Annotated in this window: 17 protein-coding genes; 8 read left to right on the top strand and 9 right to left on the bottom strand. The window is 60.3% G+C overall.

The window, feature by feature from the left end:
* The 6 genes from AB4Z35_RS28045 to AB4Z35_RS28020 form a co-directional block, all read right to left on the bottom strand.
* Positions 1–1,142, bottom strand: a 1,142-nt coding sequence (locus tag AB4Z35_RS28045) for an NtaA/DmoA family FMN-dependent monooxygenase (RefSeq protein WP_442100741.1), incomplete at its 3' end; no start/stop codon positions are given.
* A 34-nt stretch (positions 1,143–1,176) separates the two neighbouring features.
* Complete coding sequence (locus AB4Z35_RS28040) at positions 1,177–2,022, bottom strand: amino acid ABC transporter permease (RefSeq protein WP_442100740.1); 846 nt, start codon at positions 2,020–2,022, stop codon at positions 1,177–1,179.
* Entirely contained in the window at positions 2,019–2,840 is an 822-nt protein-coding gene (locus AB4Z35_RS28035; RefSeq protein WP_442100739.1) for an ABC transporter substrate-binding protein, read from the bottom strand. The genes AB4Z35_RS28040 and AB4Z35_RS28035 overlap by 4 nt, the downstream gene beginning before the upstream one ends.
* A gap of 189 nt (positions 2,841–3,029) precedes the next feature.
* Positions 3,030–3,998, bottom strand: a complete 969-nt coding sequence (locus AB4Z35_RS28030; protein ID WP_442100738.1) for a DHH family phosphoesterase — start codon at positions 3,996–3,998, stop codon at positions 3,030–3,032.
* A gap of 229 nt (positions 3,999–4,227) precedes the next feature.
* Positions 4,228–5,397, bottom strand: coding sequence for a sulfotransferase family protein (locus AB4Z35_RS28025; RefSeq protein WP_442100736.1), 1,170 nt, complete (start codon positions 5,395–5,397; stop codon positions 4,228–4,230).
* Positions 5,394–6,509, bottom strand: coding sequence for a DUF1214 domain-containing protein (locus AB4Z35_RS28020; RefSeq protein ID WP_442100735.1), 1,116 nt, complete (start codon positions 6,507–6,509; stop codon positions 5,394–5,396). Before AB4Z35_RS28020 ends, AB4Z35_RS28025 begins: the two co-directional genes overlap by 4 nt.
* Positions 6,510–6,718: 209 nt before the next feature.
* On the opposite strand from AB4Z35_RS28020, the gene AB4Z35_RS28015 reads away from it, so the two are divergent.
* The 7 genes from AB4Z35_RS28015 to AB4Z35_RS27985 all read left to right on the top strand — a co-directional run bounded on the left by AB4Z35_RS28015 (position 6,719) and on the right by AB4Z35_RS27985 (position 13,750).
* Positions 6,719–7,189, top strand: coding sequence for an SRPBCC domain-containing protein (locus tag AB4Z35_RS28015; protein WP_442100734.1), 471 nt, complete (start codon positions 6,719–6,721; stop codon positions 7,187–7,189).
* Positions 7,104–8,198, top strand: a complete 1,095-nt coding sequence (gene cysD, locus AB4Z35_RS28010; RefSeq protein ID WP_442100732.1) for a sulfate adenylyltransferase subunit CysD — start codon at positions 7,104–7,106, stop codon at positions 8,196–8,198. The genes AB4Z35_RS28015 and cysD overlap by 86 nt, the downstream gene beginning before the upstream one ends.
* Positions 8,198–10,090 carry a sulfate adenylyltransferase subunit CysN gene (gene cysN, locus AB4Z35_RS28005; protein WP_442100730.1) on the top strand — a complete coding sequence of 631 codons (1,893 nt, stop codon included), beginning with the start codon at positions 8,198–8,200 and terminating at the stop codon, positions 10,088–10,090. Before cysD ends, cysN begins: the two co-directional genes overlap by 1 nt.
* 155 nt (positions 10,091–10,245) lie before the next feature.
* Positions 10,246–11,418 carry a helix-turn-helix transcriptional regulator gene (locus AB4Z35_RS28000; RefSeq protein ID WP_442100728.1) on the top strand — a complete coding sequence of 391 codons (1,173 nt, stop codon included), beginning with the start codon at positions 10,246–10,248 and terminating at the stop codon, positions 11,416–11,418.
* A gap of 117 nt (positions 11,419–11,535) precedes the next feature.
* Entirely contained in the window at positions 11,536–11,991 is a 456-nt protein-coding gene (locus tag AB4Z35_RS27995; protein WP_442100726.1) for a glycine zipper 2TM domain-containing protein, read from the top strand.
* Between the two features lie 330 nt (positions 11,992–12,321).
* A complete protein-coding gene (locus AB4Z35_RS27990) occupies positions 12,322–13,239 on the top strand; it encodes a LysR family transcriptional regulator (protein ID WP_442100724.1) in 918 nt (305 codons plus the stop codon).
* 52 nt (positions 13,240–13,291) lie between these two features.
* Entirely contained in the window at positions 13,292–13,750 is a 459-nt protein-coding gene (locus tag AB4Z35_RS27985) for a metallophosphoesterase family protein (protein WP_442100743.1), read from the top strand.
* A gap of 20 nt (positions 13,751–13,770) precedes the next feature.
* On the opposite strand, the gene AB4Z35_RS27980 is transcribed toward AB4Z35_RS27985, so the two are convergent.
* Positions 13,771–14,229 (bottom strand): winged helix-turn-helix transcriptional regulator, encoded by a 459-nt coding sequence (locus AB4Z35_RS27980; RefSeq protein WP_442100722.1) that lies wholly within the window; start codon positions 14,227–14,229, stop codon positions 13,771–13,773.
* A gap of 135 nt (positions 14,230–14,364) precedes the next feature.
* Here AB4Z35_RS27980 and AB4Z35_RS27975 point away from each other — a divergent pair, with 135 nt between their 5' ends.
* Positions 14,365–15,597 (top strand): MFS transporter, encoded by a 1,233-nt coding sequence (locus AB4Z35_RS27975; protein ID WP_442100720.1) that lies wholly within the window; start codon positions 14,365–14,367, stop codon positions 15,595–15,597.
* A gap of 87 nt (positions 15,598–15,684) precedes the next feature.
* On the opposite strand, the gene AB4Z35_RS27970 is transcribed toward AB4Z35_RS27975, so the two are convergent.
* Positions 15,685–16,263 carry an eCIS core domain-containing protein gene (locus AB4Z35_RS27970; protein ID WP_442100718.1) on the bottom strand — a complete coding sequence of 193 codons (579 nt, stop codon included), beginning with the start codon at positions 16,261–16,263 and terminating at the stop codon, positions 15,685–15,687.
* Positions 16,264–16,297: 34 nt separating this feature from the next.
* Positions 16,298–19,195, bottom strand: coding sequence for a sensor domain-containing phosphodiesterase (locus tag AB4Z35_RS27965; protein WP_442100716.1), 2,898 nt, complete (start codon positions 19,193–19,195; stop codon positions 16,298–16,300).
* Positions 19,196–19,589 lie beyond the last annotated feature (394 nt).

Here is a 19,589-nt window from a genome sequence, read left to right as displayed (position 1 = left end):
GCCACTTGTTGCGGCGTTCCCACCAGAATCAGATCACTGCCCCGAGTGATGTTGGCAAAGCGCTGTTTGACATCACCGGCGGTCAAGGGCTTGCCACTGCCATCGGGACGCATCACATAGGAGGTCATGCCTTCAGTGTGAGTAGACAACGCGTCGCTGTCCGCGTAGCGGCTGATGTCGATACCGGTATCACCGGCATAACTCACCAGTTGCGCCTGCAAGTGATAGTTGCTTTGCAGTTCGTCATATTTGCGTTGGGCTTCGATCTCGGTCCTGGCCGTAACGATGCGCAGGACCGTCAGTGATTTAACATCCCCGGCGTGACGCCCCCGTGCCCTGGCCTGCGTCCATATATCTTCCAGTCCCTGGCGAATCTCCAGCGGGTTGGACTTGGCGATGAAAATCAGTTCGGCGTGCTTGGCCGCAAACTCGCGACCACGGCCCGACCAACCGGCCTGGATCAGCAACGGTGTGCGTTGCGGTGACGGGGACGTCAAATGCGGCCCGGCCACCCGGTAATGCTCGCCAACATGATTGATCGGTCGCACGCGATCGCCCTTGGCATAGACCTGGCGAGACTTGTCGGCAACCACAGCGTCATTTGCCCAGCTGCCTTCCCAGAGTTTGTAAACCACATCGAGAAATTCTTCTGCGCGTTCATAGCGATCATCGTGCCTGATCATCTGTTCCAGGCCGAAGTTGCGAGCGGCACTGCTCAGGTAGGAGGTAACGATGTTCCACCCGACCCGGCCATTGGTCAGGTGATCCAGCGTGCTGAAGCGCCGGGCGTGGGTGAAAGGATGTTCATAACTGGTGGTGACAGTGACGCCGAAGGCCAGGTTTTCCGTCACCGCAGCCAATGCCGGGATGATCATCAACGGATCGTTGGCCGGTGCTTCCACCGCCCACTTCATCGCCGCGTCGGCATTACCGCGAAACACATCGTAGAAACCCAGCACATCACCAAAAAACAGCATGTCGAGATGGGCCTGGTCGGCGATGCGTGCCAGGTTCGACCAGTAGCCCAGCGAGTTGATGGTCAGTCGCTCGTCAGCCGGGTGCGTCCAGAGGCTTGGTGCGCCGCCACAGCCAACACTGGCTTGCTCGTATAACGCAAACAACAGAGGTTTTGGATCGGACATCGTAGTACCTGTAAAAAGTCATTGAACGGGCGGGTCAGCGCTGATTCTTGAAACCTTTGCCGTAGTGGCGTTCAAGGCGGTTCTGTATCAACTCCAGTCCAATGGAAAGGAGCCAATAGATAACGGCTGCGGTGGTGAGCATTTCGATGTAGCGGTAGGACGAGCGACCGTACGACTGCGCCAGAAACATCACCTCCCAAACGCCCATCACCGATATCAACGATGAGTCCTTGAGCATTGAAATGAACTGACTGGTTGTCGGGGGAATGATCGTGCGCATGGCTTGCGGCAGGACGATGTGCAGAAACGTTGCCGCAGGCCTCAGACCCAGCGCCATCGCCGCTTCGCGCTGTCCGGGTGCTACAGCCATGATGCCGGCACGAAAAATCTCGCTGAGATAGGCACCATAATTGAGCGAGAGCGCAATGATCCCCGCACTGATGGCGCCAGGAACTACCCCCAGCTGCGGCAGACCCAGGTAGATCAGCAGAATTTGAATCAACAGTGGAGTACCGCGAAAAAAGGACGCATAGAAACTGGCAACACCGAATGCCACTGCACTGCGGGACAGGCGCGCCAGTGCCGTCACGAAGCCAAGGAGCAACGAAAGCCAGATCGAACAGAAGCACAAAAACAGCGTCAGTGCGGCGCCTTGCAAGAAACCGTCAGGCCCCAAATGCAGACCGACCAGATTGGGCAACTTCTCCAGAATGATCGAGAACTTCAGATCGAAGCTCATGAAAAACATGACGCACAGGCCGAACAACACTGTCCAGGTCAAATACAGGCGAGTGCGAAAACCAGGTAGCTGACTGAAACGACGCGTCTCGGTTTCGGGGGCGACAGCCGCCTTGGCCGGGTGTGGATTGAGGGCTGTCATTGGCTGATATCGGCACCGATCCACTTCTGTGAAATTTCGCTTAATGTGCCGTCGGCCTTGAGCTGGGTGACGACCTCAGTGACTTTGGCATTCCATTGCGGATCGCCCTTTTCGATCGCTACCACGTTGGGTTCTGCATACAGCGTGTCGCCAGCAATTTTAAAGCGGGGATCCTGGGCGATGCGTTCGCGAGCAGTGATGAGATTGGTGACCATGGCATCCAGGCGCACGCCCGTGCCCAGGGCCAGATCCTGGAAGGCTACCGTTTCGTTGTCGTATGGCGCGACCTGGACGCTTTCGAATGGATAACTCAACGGCTTGTCCTCGGCGCCCTCAATCACCAGATCCTTGTTCAAATAGGCTTCATAGGTCGACGCACTGATCACACCGACTTTTTTACCTGACAGATCCTTGCCCGTGACAATGTTCTTGTCATTGGCATTCACCACAATCACAGCCGGGGACTGGTAATACTCCACCGGGAAGTCGAACACTTCGGCCCGTGCCTTGCTCGGGGTCATCGAGCAGACGCAGATGTCATATCGTCCGTTCCAGTGTCCGGCAGCGATGACATCCCAAGACGGTGTTTGCAGCTTCAGCTTCACCCCTAGCCGTTGCGCAACGGCCTTGGCGACATCGACGTCAAAGCCGTCCAGTTGGTTCTGTTCATTGAGAAAGGAGAATGGCGGATAGCTTTCCATCAGAACGCCGGTCAGCTCCCCGCTCCTGGTTACGCGATCCAGAGTGGAGCCCGCGAAAGCCGTCGAACATGTAGCCAGCAATGCCAAGCCAAAAGGTAAAAGCGCCTTAGTTTTCACAGACAAGTGCTCCAATCGATTCAAAATACTGAATAGATTAAAACGCACTATAAAAATAGTTTGTACTTCCTTTATGGAATATAAGACTACATTCAAGCTATATTGGATCGAGCGTTTCAGGCGCCTGCTCCGCTGACTCCTGGTGGTAAGCAACGCCCCGACCGAACAGGTCCGGGCGTTGCTCTTTGCTCAGCGATAGCAATCGAGCAGGCGTGCGGCGACTTCCTTCAATTGCGCGTCGGCCAGACGGTTGATCCCGGCAGCACGCTTGCGCCCTCCCCCCGTTGGAAACTGCCGGCAGAAGGCATCCGCCGCCAATCCGGCCTCTTCCGGTACCCGCAGGCTAAACGACCAGTCGCCGTCCGCCCTGGCGCTGAGCAAGCCGATCGCCTTGCGCGGTGAGCCGGCCGCCAGCTGGTTGGCCAACACACCACTGACCCGCCGCGCCCAGGGTTGCGCGGGCAGGCGGTACAGCCGCGCACCCCGGCCTTCGTGCCAGGGTTCAAGGCCGGCGGCAGCGGCCATGTCGGCGGCGTGGCCGATGCGCAGGGTGTTGAAGCTTGTGCTGTGGCGGATGAAATCCCGCGGGTCGTGGTAAGGCAGCAGCTCGGCGGCCAGCGCCAGCGGCTCGAAATGCAAGTCCGACAGGCTATCGCCATAGGCGTTGTAGTTGAGCAGCAGTCCCAGTTCCTCCAGGGCCTTCACCTCATCGTTGGCCAGACCATGCTGCGCCGCCAGCGCCCGCGCCGGGCCAGCCAGGCCGTCACCAAAGGCGGCGGCCACCGCCCAGCGATGATGACGCCCGTCCAGCCAGGTGTTGACCAGCAGGCTGGTACACACCTGGGCGGCAGTGTCGATGAAGGACTCGAATGCCGGGTGCCGTGGCAGTTCGCCGGCAAAGTGGTGGTCGAAGTAGCGTACCCGGGCGCCGGCGTCGAGCAGGCGCCGGGTGGCCTCGCGGTTCTGCTCGTGGGCCACGTCCAGCACCGTGACCCGCTCGCCGGGCCCGGCCTGGACCCGGCGCAACAGTTCGATGTCGCGCTTGACCCCGCTGACCAGGCGCACCTGCGGATCCAGTTCGCCGGCCAGGCGCAACTGCTGCAGGGCGCAGAGACCGTCGGCATCGCCGTTGAAGGCGCAGTGATCGATTGTGTTCATCTGCCCTCCTCAGTACATGACTTCGCCGCCGTTGGCATCGAGTTGCGCGCCATGGATTGCACTGGCGTAGTCCGAAGCCAGAAACAACGCAGCGCGGGCGCACTCCTCATCACTGCGCATGCGCCCGCCAGGGCCAGTTTGATACCCAGCCGGAGGCCGACGCCCGAGACCATCACGACTTTGTCTTCAAGCAGCATGGGATGAATCCTCTTCTTGTTAAGGGACAGGCTCAGGCGCCCAGATGCCGGGCGCGGTACTCGGCGTAGTCACGTTGCAACAGTGCGTCGCTGAGGCCGAACTGGTCAGGGCTGTAGTGATGGGCCGCGCGTTTTTCCCGGCCGTTGGCGGACAACCATTGCCCCATGGCTGCCTGAACCTTTGGCGTGCATTCAAGGCCGGCGAAGCGATAGATGCGCTCGACCACTGCCTGGGGTGCGGCCAGGGTGTCTTCGAACCGCACATCGAGAAAGCGCTCGGCCGGCATGCCCTCGCGCACCGCCATGGCATGGCGCAAGGCCCGAGCCATGCGCCGGTTCCACTGCTCGCCGACGGCTTCGGCATCGGCCTCGTCGCTGTACAGCTGCCACAGGGTATGGATGAAGCTGGCCAGCGAGGGAATGGTCCTGGCCGGTTCGCGGTGGGTGAGCACCACCTGCGCCCCGGGGAACACTTCGAACAACAGCTCAAGGGTATGCAGGTGCTGCGGGCTCTTGAGCAACCAGCGCCGGCCAGGGGCGATGCCACGGCGTGCCTGCTGCCATTGCAGGAACTGCAAGGTACGCTTGAGGTAACGGTAGACCTGGGTCTGGTCCTGACGGTCGAGCCAGGCGGTGTAGCCGGGGACGTTGACGTAGGAGTCCATGGCGCAGAGGAACGAGTGCTCCATCAACATGAACTCTTCGTCGGGCTGCTCGGCGTCCAGTGGGTGGATGGCCAGCAACTGCGGAAGGAACTCGATCATCGCCGCCACTTCGGCGCGTGCCCGGCCGAGGCGCTGCAACGGCTGCTCCAGGGTCTCCCCGTTAAGCGGCGCCGGGTAACGGGTTTCCCACCACTGCGCCTTGCTGAACTGCGGGTCCACCGCCAGGGTGCGTTGCAACAGTGTGGTGCCGGTGCGTGGCAGGCCGACGATCACCAACGGGTCGTTGATTTCCAGTTCGAGGATTTCCGGGAAGCGTCGACAGTGATCTTCGATCACCAGGCGGTTGACCAGTTGCGCCAGCAGCTTCTCGCGCAACAGCGCACGCCCCTGGGACGATAACCGCGCTTCCTGTTCCAGGGCCTGCGCCAGTACCTGCAGGCCCTGGCGGAAATCACCCGGGCCGAAATCGTCAAGGCCACCTGCGCGAGCACTGGCCTCGGCCAGCAGCAGGTCCGGAGAAAAATCGTTGCCGCTCATACTGCCAGCTCCTTGAGGTCATTGAGTTTGACCACGCGGGTGGTCGGGTGAACCGGTTGCCTGGCGCCGACCCAGCGCAGGCACAGGGTGCCGTGGGGATGGCCGGCGGTTTCCAGCCAGTTGGCCAGGCCCGGGTCACGGTGGCTGAGGACCATGCGCAGGCTGCCGTCCGCCGCAAGCTGCGCCGAATGCTTGTTAAGGCAGATGCGGTGGTAGCGGTAGTCGAGCGACTCCATCCAGTAGTTGTTGATCTGCAGGTTCCAGAAGTCGCAGGCCGGCACTTGGGCAACCTCGATCAGCAGCGCTTCGTCGTCAGCCAGCGCCCAGCAGGAGTGGTAGTAGAAGATGTTGGGGTCGCCACCCACGGCCTGGCACAGCGCCTGGTCGGCAGGCGGCAGCTGGTTGCTGTGCTGCTGGTAACCCTGAGCCCAATCGGCGAACAGGCGCGCGGTGTTCTCGACGAAACTGCCGACCCGCTGCAGGCTTTGCTGCAGACGCGCGGCATCCAGCGGCGCGGGTGCCTGGCTGGCCAGCAGGCGCTCGATGCGCAGCTGCGCCGGCTGTTCGCTGCTGCGATCGAGAAAGGTCTGGCGCACGATCAGCGCGTTGCTCTGCGGCTCAAGAGGCAGCCAGTTGCCGCTGGCCGGCGGGCGCTGGCTGAGGATGATCTCGAAATTGCCCTCGGCATCCAGCTGCAGTTGCCCGGCGTCGATAAAACCGGTCTGGATCATCTTGCCGTCAGTCTCGTAACCCCCCTTCTGCGAGCCGAAGCTCAGGTAGGCGACACTGCCGCGCTGGCCGCTTACCCGGTATTCGTGCTCGCCGTTCAGTCGCGCATAGCGGTACAGGTTGTCGGGGTTGTCGGCGCCAATCTTGGCGGTTTCGTGGGAGGGGGTGATGAAGCCGGGGAAGTCGGGGTCGGCGAATTCCAGGTGCATATCCAGGGCGATGCGCAACAAGCGGGTGAGGTAGCGAAAGCCTTCGGCGCGGGTCTGCTCGTCGGCCGGGGCTTCGGCACGCAGTATCTGATTGCCGCTGCGGCGCAACTGCTCGCAAAACCGGGTCCAGGTCTCACCGCTGATGACTTCCTGTTGGGGGGTGTCTGTAGCCATGTCAGTCTCCTCTGCCGGCGGAGGGCCCGCCGCTGTACACGACCTTAGGGAGAAGCCCGGCAACGGTTCTTCGTCCGTGCGGACTAAGCACCCGATCTAGTCCAGGCGGACGAGGAGCCACCGGGTACAAGCGGTGAGGATCGCGCCTGAGCCCAGGGCTCACTGGCGCCACGGCCCGTGGCGCGCAGTCATCCTCACAGGAGCCAACCATGAGCGCAGAAAAAAACCTGGTCCGTTCGCTGACCGTAGACATCGCCGCCCCGGCCGAACTGGTCTGGGCGATCCTCATCGACCTGCCCGCCTACCCGCAGTGGAACCCCTACACGGTCAAGGTCGAGTCGAGCCTGGTGCTCGGCGAGCGGGTCAACCTGTTCCTGCCCAATCCGGGGCGGCCAGGTGAACTGCTGCACGTGATCGAGTACCTGGTGGGCTTCGAACCCCACCGGTTACTCGCCTGGGAGATGTATGCCAACGCCGACAATCCCGACGCTGCCCGTCGCGAGCAGCACATCGAGCGCACCGGCACGGCCAGTTGCCGCTACCACACCACCGACCAGTTCCTCGGCCCCACCGCCGACCAGGTCATGACCGATCATGGCGTCTGGGTGCAACAGGGCTTCGATGCCGTTGCCCGCGCGCTCAAGATCCATGCCGAGTCGCTGTACGCGTCCGCCGCGTGACCTTCATCTGCCGGCGCATCCTCGTCCGAGCAGACGAAGATGCGCCGGTGGTGCTTTACCTACCGTGGAGTTCAGCCGGAGCCGAACCCGGCAGAACTCGAGGAGGTATTCGATGTTGACTCATCTGCAATGGCTGGAAGCGGAAAGCATTCAGATCATCCGTGAAGTGATAGCCGAGTGTGAAAACCCTGTGATGCTGTACTCCATCGGCAAGGACAGCGCCGTCATGCTGCACCTGGCGATGAAAGCGTTCGCCCCGGGCAAACCGCCCTTCCCCTTGCTGCACGTGGACACCACCTGGAAGTTTCGCGAAATGATCGCTTTCCGCKACCAGACCGTGGAACGCCTGGGGCTTGAACTGCTGGTGCACATCAACCCCGAAGGCGTGGAAAAGGCCATCGATCCTTTCACCCACGGCTCGGCCCTGCACACTGACGTATGGAAGACTCAAGGCCTGAAGCAGGCCCTGGACCACTATGGTTTCGACGCGGCTTTCGGCGGTGCTCGTCGTGACGAAGAGAAGTCGCGGGCCAAGGAGCGGGTGTTCTCGTTGCGCTCCGGGCAACATCGCTGGGACCCCAAACAGCAGCGCCCCGAACTCTGGCGTTTGTACAACACTCGCAAGCGCAAGGGCGAAAGCCTGCGGGTATTCCCGTTGTCGAACTGGACCGAGCTGGATATCTGGCAATACATCTACCTCGAACAGATCCCCATCGTGCCGCTGTACTTCGCCAAGGAGCGTCCAGTGGTGAGCCGTGAAGGCACGCTGATCATGGTCGACGACGAGCGCTTGCCGCTGCTGCCGGGAGAAACCCCGCAAATGCGCAAGGTGCGCTTCCGAACGCTTGGCTGCTATCCGCTGACCGGCGCCATCGAAAGCGACGCCGACAACCTGCCGGCGATCATCAGCGAAATGCTGGTAAGCCGCACCTCGGAACGCCAGGGCCGGCTGATCGACAGCGACTCGGCCGGTTCCATGGAGAAAAAAAAGCAAGAGGGGTATTTCTGATGAACGTTCTGACCGACACCTTCAATGGCGACCTGACGCCTTACCTGGAACAGCAACAGAGCAAGCAACTGCTGCGCTTCATCACCTGTGGCAGCGTCGACGATGGCAAAAGCACACTGATCGGTCGCCTGCTTTATGAGTCCAAGGCACTGTTCGAGGACCAACTGGGTCAGCTCGAAGTCGACTCGAAAAAACTCGGCACCCAAGGCGACGAACTGGATTTCGCCCTGCTGGTCGACGGCTTGAGCGCAGAGCGCGAGCAAGGCATCACTATCGATGTGGCCTATCGTTTCTTCGCCACCGACAAGCGCAAGTTCATTGTCGCCGACACCCCCGGCCACGAACAGTACACGCGCAACATGGTCACTGGCGCCTCGACCGCGGACCTCGCGGTGATCCTCATCGATGCTCGCCAGGGCCTGTTGACCCAGACCCGTCGACACAGTTATCTGGTGTCCCTGCTGGGCATTCGCAAGGTCGTTGTCGCCATCAACAAGCTGGACCTGGTGGGCTTTTCACAAGCGGTGTTCGAACGCATTGAAACCGACTATCGCGCGTTCGCTGCGCAGATCGGCCTGCATGACATTCAGTGCATTCCGCTCTCTGCGCTACGTGGCGACAATATGCTCGAGGCCAGTGCGAACACCCCCTGGTATCAGGGACCGACCCTGCTCCAGCATTTGGAGAACGTCCCTCTGGAGCAGGCTCGGCAAGTCGAGGCAGCGTTTCGCCTGCCCGTACAGTGGGTAAACCGGCCCAATCTGGATTTTCGTGGCTACTGCGGCAACGTAGTCGCAGGCAGCGTCAACGTGGGTGATCGCATTCGGGTGCTGCCATCAGGGCAACAGAGTGAGGTCACCGGGATCTTCGGTAGCGCCGGGGAACAGCAACAAGCCCTGTGCAATCAGGCTGTCACCCTTGTTCTCAAGGATGACATCGATATCAGCCGTGGCGACTTGATTGCTCTGGCCGACGCACCACCGGCAGTGGCCGACCAGTTCGAGGCGACTCTGGTGTGGATGGACGAAGAACCGATGTTGCCCGGGCGTCCTTACTTGATGAAGATCGGTTGCCGGACCGTCAGCATGAGCTGTGCCAACCTCAAGCACCGGATTGATGTGAACAGCCTGGAGCATCTCGCGGCCAAAACCCTGGAACTGAACGGTATCGGCGTGTGCAACCTGCACCTGGACCGGCCGATCGCCTTCGATGCCTATACCGACAACCGCGATACGGGCGGCTTCATCGTCATCGACCGTTTAAGCAACCGTACGGTGGGCGCCGGCATGCTGCACTTTGCCTTGCGCCGCGCGCAGAACGTGCACTGGCAGGCCATCGACGTCAACCGTGAAGCCCATGCGACGCTAAAGGGCCAGTCGCCGCGTATCCTGTGGTTCACCGGGTTGTCCGGTGCAGGCAAGTCGACCATCGCCAATCTGGTGGAGCGCAAGCTGCATGCCCTTGGGCGACATACTTACCTGCTCGATGGCGACAATGTGCGCCATGGCCTGAATCGCGACCTGGGCTTCACTGAAGTCGATCGGGTAGAGAATATCCGCCGGGTTTCGGAAGTGGCAAAACTGATGCTCGATGCCGGCTTGATCACTTTGGTGTCGTTCATTTCGCCTTTCCGTGCCGAGCGTGACATGGCACGTGGCCTGGCGGGTGACGGCAACTTCCTTGAAATATTCGTTGATGCGCCACTGGCTCTGGCCGAACAGCGCGACCCCAAAGGCCTCTACCAGAAAGCCCGGCGCGGTGAGTTGAAAAACTTCACCGGGATCGACTCACCTTATGAGGTACCCGTAGCGCCGGATATTCATATCGACACCCGGAGCGAGTCGGCCGAGGCCGCCGCCGAACGTATCGTCGAGGCGCTGCTGGCACTGTAACGGCCAATGGGCGCAGCGCTGCACCGGCTGGCGTCGGTGTATCCGCTGCGCCTATCACGCCCCGCATCAACCCGCCTGAGCCAAACGGACGATTTTCCCTGTATGGGTGCGATCGATACTCCAGCGACAAAAACAAGCAGTAGCGAGGCGCATACATGACCGTTCCTTTTCCGGTCTGCAAGGACCTCCCCCCCGACACGGACATTTCATCCGCAGAGCTCAGCAGCTTGCTTGCGCTCGTCTACCACGGTCCGCTGGAGTCCACCCCCTGGTCCGGCCTGCTGGGAACCTTGCGTCAACGTTTCGAGGCCAGTTTCTTCACCCTGGTACTGCGCAATCCCGACCATGAACGACCAGGGCTGATCGTCAACGCCTCGATTCATGGCCCCTTGCTGCCAGGAGAACCCTCCTATAGCGAGAACTACTTCTCGATCTGCCCCTTCATCGACTGGCCTGTCGAGCAGGTGGCCACGGCCGACCAAGTTCTGGGGACCGATGTCTGGCTGGCCCATGACTTCTACCGCAACTACCTGCAACCGCTTGACCTGCGCCATGTTCTGGTCGCCAACATGCGCACTTCCACGGGCATGCACTGTGCCTTGTTCGTCTGCCGCAATCACGCCAGTCGAGACTTCGATACCGCGGAGATCGCCCTGATTCGCCTGCTCCTGCCACACCTGCAACAAGCAGTGGATCTGCATTCGGCCGTAGAGCAACTCGAATCCGAGCGCCAACTCTATGCTGCCACCATCGACCGTCTCATGGTGGGCACGGCGATTCTCGACGAAAGTGGAAGAATGATGCGATGCAACCGCGCCGCCCAGCGCCTGTTCGACAGTCGTGACGGCCTGGAGTGTAAAAACGACAAGCTCTGTGCCTTTGCCAACCATGAGAACCGCAGTATTCAGCAAGCCGTCCAGGCGGTACTGAAACAGCGTCAACGCGGCCTCGATGATATCGAGGTGCTGACCTTGTCCAGGCCCAGTGGGGCAATGCCACTGAATTTACTGCTGCGCCCCATCCCCGTGAGCTATCAATCCCGCAGCGGCGCACGGCGTCCTGCCGTAGCGGTGTTCATTCGCGACCCGGCGGACTCACCGCAGGCATCGCACAACCTGCTGCGCAGCCTGTTCCAGTTGACACCGACAGAAGCCGAAGTGGCCATGCTGGTAATGGACGGGCAAACGCTCGATGAAACTGCCGAGGCGCTTGGCGTTTCACGCAACACCGTGCGGGCCCATTTGCGCGGTGTCTTCGCTAAGACCGGGGCTACCCGCCAGGCCCAACTGGTCAAGACCCTGCTAAACAGTGTTGCGTCACTGGGATAATGACTCACGAACCTGAAGCGCTTTGCGCAACCAAACAACCGCGCGAATCAGGCTTTTTCGTCTAACGTGAATGGATGCGCTTGCAAGATCCACTTCCTCTGAAAATGGAGTTTGACGATGAAAACTTTCGCTTCCTGGCTGACGGTTACGCTTCTTGGTCTGGTGCTTGGCGGATGTGCCGCGGTTGGCGCCGGGGGCGGAGGCGCTGGTGAGATGGAGATTCGTTCGGGGAAAATCGAGCAGATTACACAGACCCAGATGCAGACCAATCACGATAGCGGCGTCGGCGCGATATTGGGCGGGATTGGCGGCCTGGGCCTTGGAAGCCTGATCGGCAAGGGTACCGGCCGGGATGTGGCGATGGTCGCCGGTGCCCTCGCTGGTGCGGCGGGCGGCAACTACGTCGAAAAGAAAAAATATGATCAGCCCGTGGACGCACAGCAGATCATCGTTCGCACCCACAGCGGTGTACTGGTTCAGGTGACCCAGCCGATCAACCCGGTGCTGAAAAAAGGCATGAACGTTTATGTCGAGGGTGCCGGAAACGAAGCGCGGGTGGTGCCACAAAGTTAAGAGCGGATATGGACGTTGCGCACCAGACTAATTTGCTGCGCAACATCATCATGGCGAGCGTCGGAGCCTGGAGCACGTCGGAACGGCTCTGTTCAGAGGTGGCGCAATGAGCGATGTTTGCAGAAGTCGTCATGGGGTAGTTCCTTCACTCGGGTGCGGTTGGACTTGAACCGCCCGGGTGAGGAAATGTTGCGCCTGGTCAACTAACCTGAATAACTGACTAATTCAGATCCTTAGATTCGATAATCTGGAAAAGCAAGCCCGCATAACCGGTAACGGAGAGATCAATAGTGCAATTTTCTGAGCGACGTCTGGTTCAAGGAAACAGGCATGATCTCTGACCCGGGAACACCGACACTGGACCAACTACGGGTGTTCCTGACAGTCGTGGAAGTCGGCAGTTTTGCTGCGGCCGCCAGAAAACTGCACCGCGCCACCTCAGTCATCAGCTACTCGATCGCCAACCTGGAAATGCAGCTCGGCGTGTCGCTGTTTGACCGCCAGACCACCCGCAAACCCCAGCTCACCGATGCCGGCCGCACCGTGCTGGCCGAAGCCAGAACCATCGCCAACGGTATTCATGGATTACGCGCCAAGGTCAAAGGCCTGCTCCAGGGACTCGAAGCCGAAGTTCACGTGGTGCTCGATGTCATGCTGCCCCCCGAGCGCGTGGTGGACGCGCTCAAATCCTTTCGCGAAGAGTTCCCTACCGTTGCCCTGCACTTGCATATGGAAGCGCTCGGCGCCGTTACTGAACTGGTGATCAACCGCGGCGCAATCGTTGGCGTCAGTGGCCCCATGAACGAGGGCATCGACGGTATCGAAAGAATGGGCGTCGGCAGTGTCGAGTTGATTCCGGTGGCGGCCCCGAATCATCCACTGGCCTCAAGCGACTCGAACGCTCCGGGCGCCGGGCGAGAGTTCACTCAACTGGTGCTGTCCGATCGCTCGCTGCTGACCAGGGACAAGGATTTCGCCGTGCTCAGCAACCGCACCTGGCGACTGGCGGACCTGGGCGCCAAGCACATGCTGCTGCGTGAAGGCATCGGTTGGGGGAACATGCCAGCCCCGATGGTCCAGGAAGATCTGCAGAGCGGTCGACTCGTGCAACTGAACATTCCGGAATACAAAAGCGGAAAATATGCCTTCGACGTCATCTACCGCACAGATCTGCCACCGGGGCCCGCCGCGCGGTGGTTGATTGACCGTTTCGTCCAACAAAGCGCGGCGCAGGAGACATCCGCTTGAGCGCGTTACTTGTCGATTTTCTGGAACCAGAATGCCACTCGAGCCGCCCGCGATGAAAGTCGGCGTCATCTCCGACACCCACGGCTTGCTCCGCCCGCAAGCCATTGCCGCCCTGCAAGGCTGTGATCGCATCATTCACGCGGGCGACATCGGTAGCGCGCAGATCCTCGACCAATTGGCCGCTATCGCACCGGTGGATGCGGTGCGCGGCAACAATGACCAGGACGCGCCCTGGGCGCGGGAGTTACCCGATTGTCTGCACCTGGAGCTGAACGGCTGGACGGTTTTGCTGGTGCATGACATCGCCGATGTAGCGGCCGATCTTGATAACCGTATCCAGCTGGTGATCTCCGGACACTCGCACAAGCCATGCATCGACTGGCGTGGTGAGCGGTTGTTCCTGAATCCCGGTAGTGCCGGACGTCGACGCTTCAAGTTGCCTGTCACGCTGGCATTGCTTGACGTGCAGGCTCAGTCAATCGAACCACGGCTGGTGTCACTGCTCGACTGATTCGCCTTCAACCGATCGATTCACGACTCGTCGGCAACCACTCTCACTCTGTGGCAGTCGGACGGACCAAGTTTTCGACCGCTCGACGAGCGAACTTCGATCGGCATCAGGGACTGGCCCAACTCATTGTCCAGCAACACGGAACGCGTCTCTTCCCGCGCGAACAGGAACCGTTCGCCCCACTGCCTCATGCTGACTACCACCGGAAAGATCTCCCGTCCCTTGTCCGTCAGGACGTACTCCTTGTAGGCACTTCCATCCGACGCAGGTTGAACGACGAATACACCGACCTCAACCAACGTTTTCAGGCGCGATGCCAGAATGTTTTTGGCCACCCCCAGGCTTTTTTGAAATTCGCTGAATCGGCGAATGTCGTCAAAAGCGTCGCGAATGATCATGAGTGACCATCGATCCCCAATGGCTTCCAGTGTTCGTGCCACCGGGCATTCGCTGCTTTGCGATGCAGGGTCTACGACCATCGTATTTTCCTTTTGGATAAGGACTGCCAAGTCTGTCGTCCCGTCTTGAGCAATGTGGTTGCAATTTGAAACCTGATTCAGCAACAATTGAATCAAGTTTTTAATTGAAACCAGTTTAACGCCACGGAGGCTCACGTGACAGCAGATGCCGATTCAGCCACCCACCCTTTCGTCACGCAGGCTTCGGGGCTTTCCCCATCACTCACGTTGTTATTTTCTGTCACCTGCGCGCTGGCAGTCGCCAACGTTTACTTCGCACAACCCTTACTCGACTCAATGGCGCAGAGCCTGGGTGTTGCCTCATCAATGATCGGATTTGTGGTGACGGCTACCCAGGTTGGTTACGCGCTGGGGTTGCTGTTCATCGTCCCACTGGGCGACTTGGTAAACCGTAAAGGGCTGATTCTGACGCAAGTGCTGCTGTCTGCGATTGCGCTGGCGGGGGTCGGCGCCGCACAGCAGTGGTTGACCCTGTTGGGCGCCATGATCGCTGTGGGTTTGCTGGCAGTGATGGTTCAAGTACTGGTGGCCTACACCGCCGTGCTGGCAACGCCGTCACAACGTGGCCAGGCCGTGGGAACCGTCACCAGCGGCATTGTCCTGGGCATACTTCTGGCGCGGTTTACTTCTGGACTGATCGCCGATCTGGCGGGCTGGCGCGCCGTGTATTTCGTTTCCTCGGGATTGATGCTGATCCTCGCGGCAGTGTTCTGGAAGGTCCTGCCTGCGGCAGTGACTCCACGCAGTCGATACACCTACCCGGCACTCATCCGCTCGCTCTTCACGCTGTTCATGACCGAACCGGTCCTGCGAATCAGGGGCCTGCTGGCCTTGCTGATCTTTGCCGCTTTTTCCGTACTTTGGACATCCATGGTGTTGCCGTTGAGCGCCCCTCCGTTGTCGCTTTCACACACGGTCATTGGCATGTTTGGTCTGGCGGGCGTCGCCGGTGCCCTTGCTGCCAGGAGAGCCGGTTACTGGGCCGACCAGGGTCTGGGGCAACGAGTGACCGGCATTTCGCTGGCAATCCTGACGCTTTCCTGGTTGCCCATCAGTTTTGCCGATACGTCGCTGATCTCACTGGTATGCGCAGTGGTCTTGCTCGACTTCGCCGTGCAAGCCGTACACGTCACCAACCAGAGCCTGATTTTTGCGGCACGACCCGACGCCCAAAGTCGCATGGTCGGTGCCTACATGTGCTTTTACTCAGTGGGCAGCGCACTGGGAGCCGCCGCCGCGACGCAGGTCTATGCGCTATGGGGCTGGATAGCCGTCAGCCTGCTGGGCGCCTTGATCAGCGCGACAGCCCTGGTGCTGTGGTTTCTCACGTCTCATTTCTCAACGATCCATCAAGGAAGATCCGTATGAAAACCCGGTACCTCTTGCCAGGCCACATGTTCTTTCTGGAAAGCGAAACCGGATTCGTCGCTGAGAGAAAGGCAGCTCCATTGCCCGTCAGTAAGTCCCTGCGCGCACCGCCCGCCTGACCTCAGCCTGTATGGCATAAGCCGGCGCCTCCACGGCATTGAAATCCTGTGTATACCGCTGGGCAAATCCCGCCACCCCCCACTCTTGGTACTGCTGCACGTGTTTGAGTTCGTGAGCCCAGAGCGCGATGTCCTGTTCTGCTGCTTGTGCGTCCCGGAAGAGGATGATGTCAATCAGCGTCACGGCACCGACATCGGGGTTTTGCAGCATGGCCGTGGCGGCGCTGAACTGGCCGTTGTCGCTGATTTTGTAGCGTGCGGTATCGAGGACGCCGGGGTCGTACCAGTGCAGTAGCTGCTCGCGGATGTGCGCTGGAATGGGTTGGATGCCAGCGGTGGCTGCTTCAGCACGGGCCTGGGTCAGCCACAGCGCCAGGGCCGGCGCCGCGATCTGGTAGATGTCATCAGGCACCACGTCCGGCAGGCAGATGCAGCCGTCCAGGCACACTGGTTTCTCGCCGGCAGGGCAGTCGTTGGTCTGGGCCGGCACTTCAAGCGTCAGGCAAAGAACCAGCAGCGCCACCAGGCGCGTAGTGATGGGCAGCATTGGACGCTCCAGGTAGCGGACCGTGGTGAACCCCCTAACGACCGAGCAGTGAACTCGCCAGTAGCGCCTTCAAGCTCATCGGCTTGGCAAAATGGTAACCCTGCGCCTGCCCTGCGCCCATTTCGCGCAACAAATCCAGTGTCGCTTCATCCTCGACGCCTTCGGCCACCACGCTCAGACCCAGTGATTCGGCCATGCGCACAATCGCCCGGACGATCGCGCGACTGCGGGAACTGGTGGTCAGTTCGAGGATGAACGATTTGTCGATTTTCAAACCGCTGAATCGGTATTGATGCACATAGCTCAGGGAAGAAAACCCTGCACCGAAGTCATCGAGCACCACCGACATGCCGTTGTCCGCCAGTTGCTGCATGGTCTGTCGGGCAATCGCCGGCTCGGCTACCAGCGCCCCTTCGGTCAGTTCCAGGCAGATCCGTGACGGCGAGACCCGGTGCTGCGCCAACAGTGCCAGCACCTCACTGGCGAAGTCCGGACGCGTCATGCTGTAGCTGGAGCAATTGACGTGCACCGCTGGCCAATTGGCGTGCCCGGGCTGTGCGAGGATCGTTGCAACGCTGGTCAGCATGTACAGGTCCAGTCGACCGATCAGGCGCAAACCTTCGACATCCGGCAAAAACTCGCCCGGCGCGATCACCCGGCCGCCCGGCTGATGCCAGCGGATCAGCGCTTCGAGGGCCAACAGTTCGCCGGTTTCGACGCTGACTATCGGCTGGAAATACGGCAGCAGTTCGTCAGTACGTTTGAGCGCGTTGCGCAAGGCCCCTTCTCGCTCGACCTGGTCCGAGACTTCACGGCGCACTTCCTGGTTGAACACCGCGTAGCTGTCGCGCCCGGCACTCTTGACCCGGTACATCGCCGCATCGGCATCGCGCAGCAAGTCGGCGGGCTCGTGATGGAACTGACTGTCAGCGCTGACAATACCGATACTGCAGGACGAAAAAACTTCATGGCCATTGATGAAAAACGGCAGGTCAAACGCCACCAGGATCCGCTCGGCGATTTCGATCACCACGTCCAGCGACGCCTCGGGAGCGAGCACCGAAAACTCGTCGCCCCCCAGGCGCGCCAGCATGTCGGTGTCGCGCAGGCAACCGCGTAAACGGTGGGCCGCCTGCATCAACAGCAGATCGCCAAAATGGTGGCCGAGGCTGTCGTTGACCATCTTGAAGCGATCGAGATCAATGAACATCACCGCCAGGTGCCCGCCTTCGCTGCCGAACCGCGACCAGGCCAGATTGAGGCGCTGTTGCAGGTAGGTGCGATTCGGTAGCCCGGTCAGCGCATCGTGGGAGTTTTCGTGCTGCAACTTGGCATTGGCGTGATCGAGCTCACGGGTGCGGCTGTGCACCCGTGCTTCGAGCATGAGGTTGGCGGCATGGATCGCTTCGGCGGCCGTGCGTCGCGACAACGCGGTGTCAATGTGCCGCGACACGAACGTCAGCAGTTCCTGGTGACGCAGGGTGTACTGCACCTGCGAGGTATAGCTTTGCACCGCCAGCACGCCGCGCACCACATCGCCATCGAACAATGGAATGCCCAGCCAGGAGTAGGACCGGACAGACTCATCGGCCAGTTCAATCTCACCGTGCGCAGACAATCGTTCAGCCTCGTCGGCGTCAATCAGGCACGGTCGACGCTGACGGATAACGTACTCGGTCAGGCCCCGGCACCCACGCCGCGCCACCGGCTGGGTCGTCTGGCGCTCATCGACATAATAGGGAAACGTCACTTCACCGGTCCCGTCGTCGAACAGCGCAATGTAGAAGTTCTGCGCGAACAGCAGATCACCGACGATGCCATGCAGGGTTTGGAACAATTCGGCCATGTCACCTGGCTGGCTCGACAGTTCGGCAATCTGGAACAGCGCGCTTTGCAGATGTTCGGCGCGCTCTCGGTCAGCCACTTCCTGCCTCAAGGCGTCGTTGAGTGCCGAAAGCTCCAGGGTGCGACGCATCACCGTTTTTTCCAGGTCCTCCCGATGCAGAATCCGGTCCAGCGCCATGGCCACGTGGCGGGCCACCACCAGAAACAGCGCACGGTCTTCAGCACTGTAGATGCGAGAAACGTCGTAGACCTGCATCGCCAGCATGCCAAACACATCATCCGAGGCGTTTTTCAAGGGCGCGCCCATCCAGAACTCGGGACGCTGGCCCACGCAGTAGAAATGACCCTCGGCTTGCGCCGCGAGAATGCCGGCGGCGTCAATCAGCAACGGCTGGCCAGAGGTCAACACCTGGCCAGTCAACGACAGATGCGAAGGGTCGAGGTATTCGTAGTTCTCGGCCTCCAGGGCTTGCGGGTCAATGATGTCGACGTAATACGGGTAGTCGATCTTGCCGGTGTGCGGGTTATACAGCGCGAGATAGAAGTTCTCGGCGTCGATCAGGCTGGCCAGCAGCCGGTGAACACCCACCAGAAACACTGACCGGTCACGGGTCGAACTGGCCAGGTAGGTAATGTCATACAGCACACGCTGAGTGATCTGCGCACGGGCCAGGGTATTGGTCTGTAGCTGAATGCCCAGGCGCTGGGCAAATTCAGCGAGCGCCGGTTCTGCAGCATCTTTGACTGGCGCCAGTAGCCAACCCAGCACACTTTCGCCTCGACCGGTCGGCCAGCGGTGCAAGTTCGAGGACAGGCAAAAGGCTTCAAACTTTTCATTCGCAACGCTTGAAGGCCATTGCACCAGCCGGTCGCCTTGCCCGACCCAATGCATTTGTTCACCGGCGCGGTAAAACACCCAGGCGGTGGTATGGGCCCAGTTGCGCGCTGAATCCAGCAAGTGTTCGATCGCGTCGTCGTTGTCAGCGTAGGCCTTGCCGACAGTATCCGGCTTGCCTATCGGTTGAAGTGCGGCAACTTCGCCCTTGCTCGATTGCCGCGGGGAGCCGGTCAATGTACGAAAACTCATCAGCGCTCCCTGAGCCAAAAACTGCCGAAACTCACTGACTGATTGCTAGCAATGTGCCATTGAGCTTCCCGTTTAAAGCTTATAGCGGTTTTTTTCAATGATTTTTTGCACTTTAGTGTCGGGTATGAGACGGGCCACAAAATATTCGCTGCTTGTTGTCCGCAAAAGCGCTTCTACGGTGATGTGTTTGTTCGCCCTGGATGACGCAAAATGCCAGTCAGTTAAGCAGTAATGCGATCTGTAGCAGCTGCCGAGCCCGCGAGGCTGCGTTCGGCTGCGAAGCAGTCGTGAGTCCGGCTGACGCGGACTGCCTGACGTACCGCAATGACTGGTTTTACGACTGCTTCGCAGCCGAACGCAGCCTCGCGGGCTCGGCAGCTGCTACAAAGGTGTC

Source organism: Pseudomonas sp. KB_15, assembly GCF_052114525.1.
GTDB lineage: Bacteria > Pseudomonadota > Gammaproteobacteria > Pseudomonadales > Pseudomonadaceae > Aquipseudomonas.
This window is presented reverse-complemented; position numbering and strand designations above follow the sequence as displayed.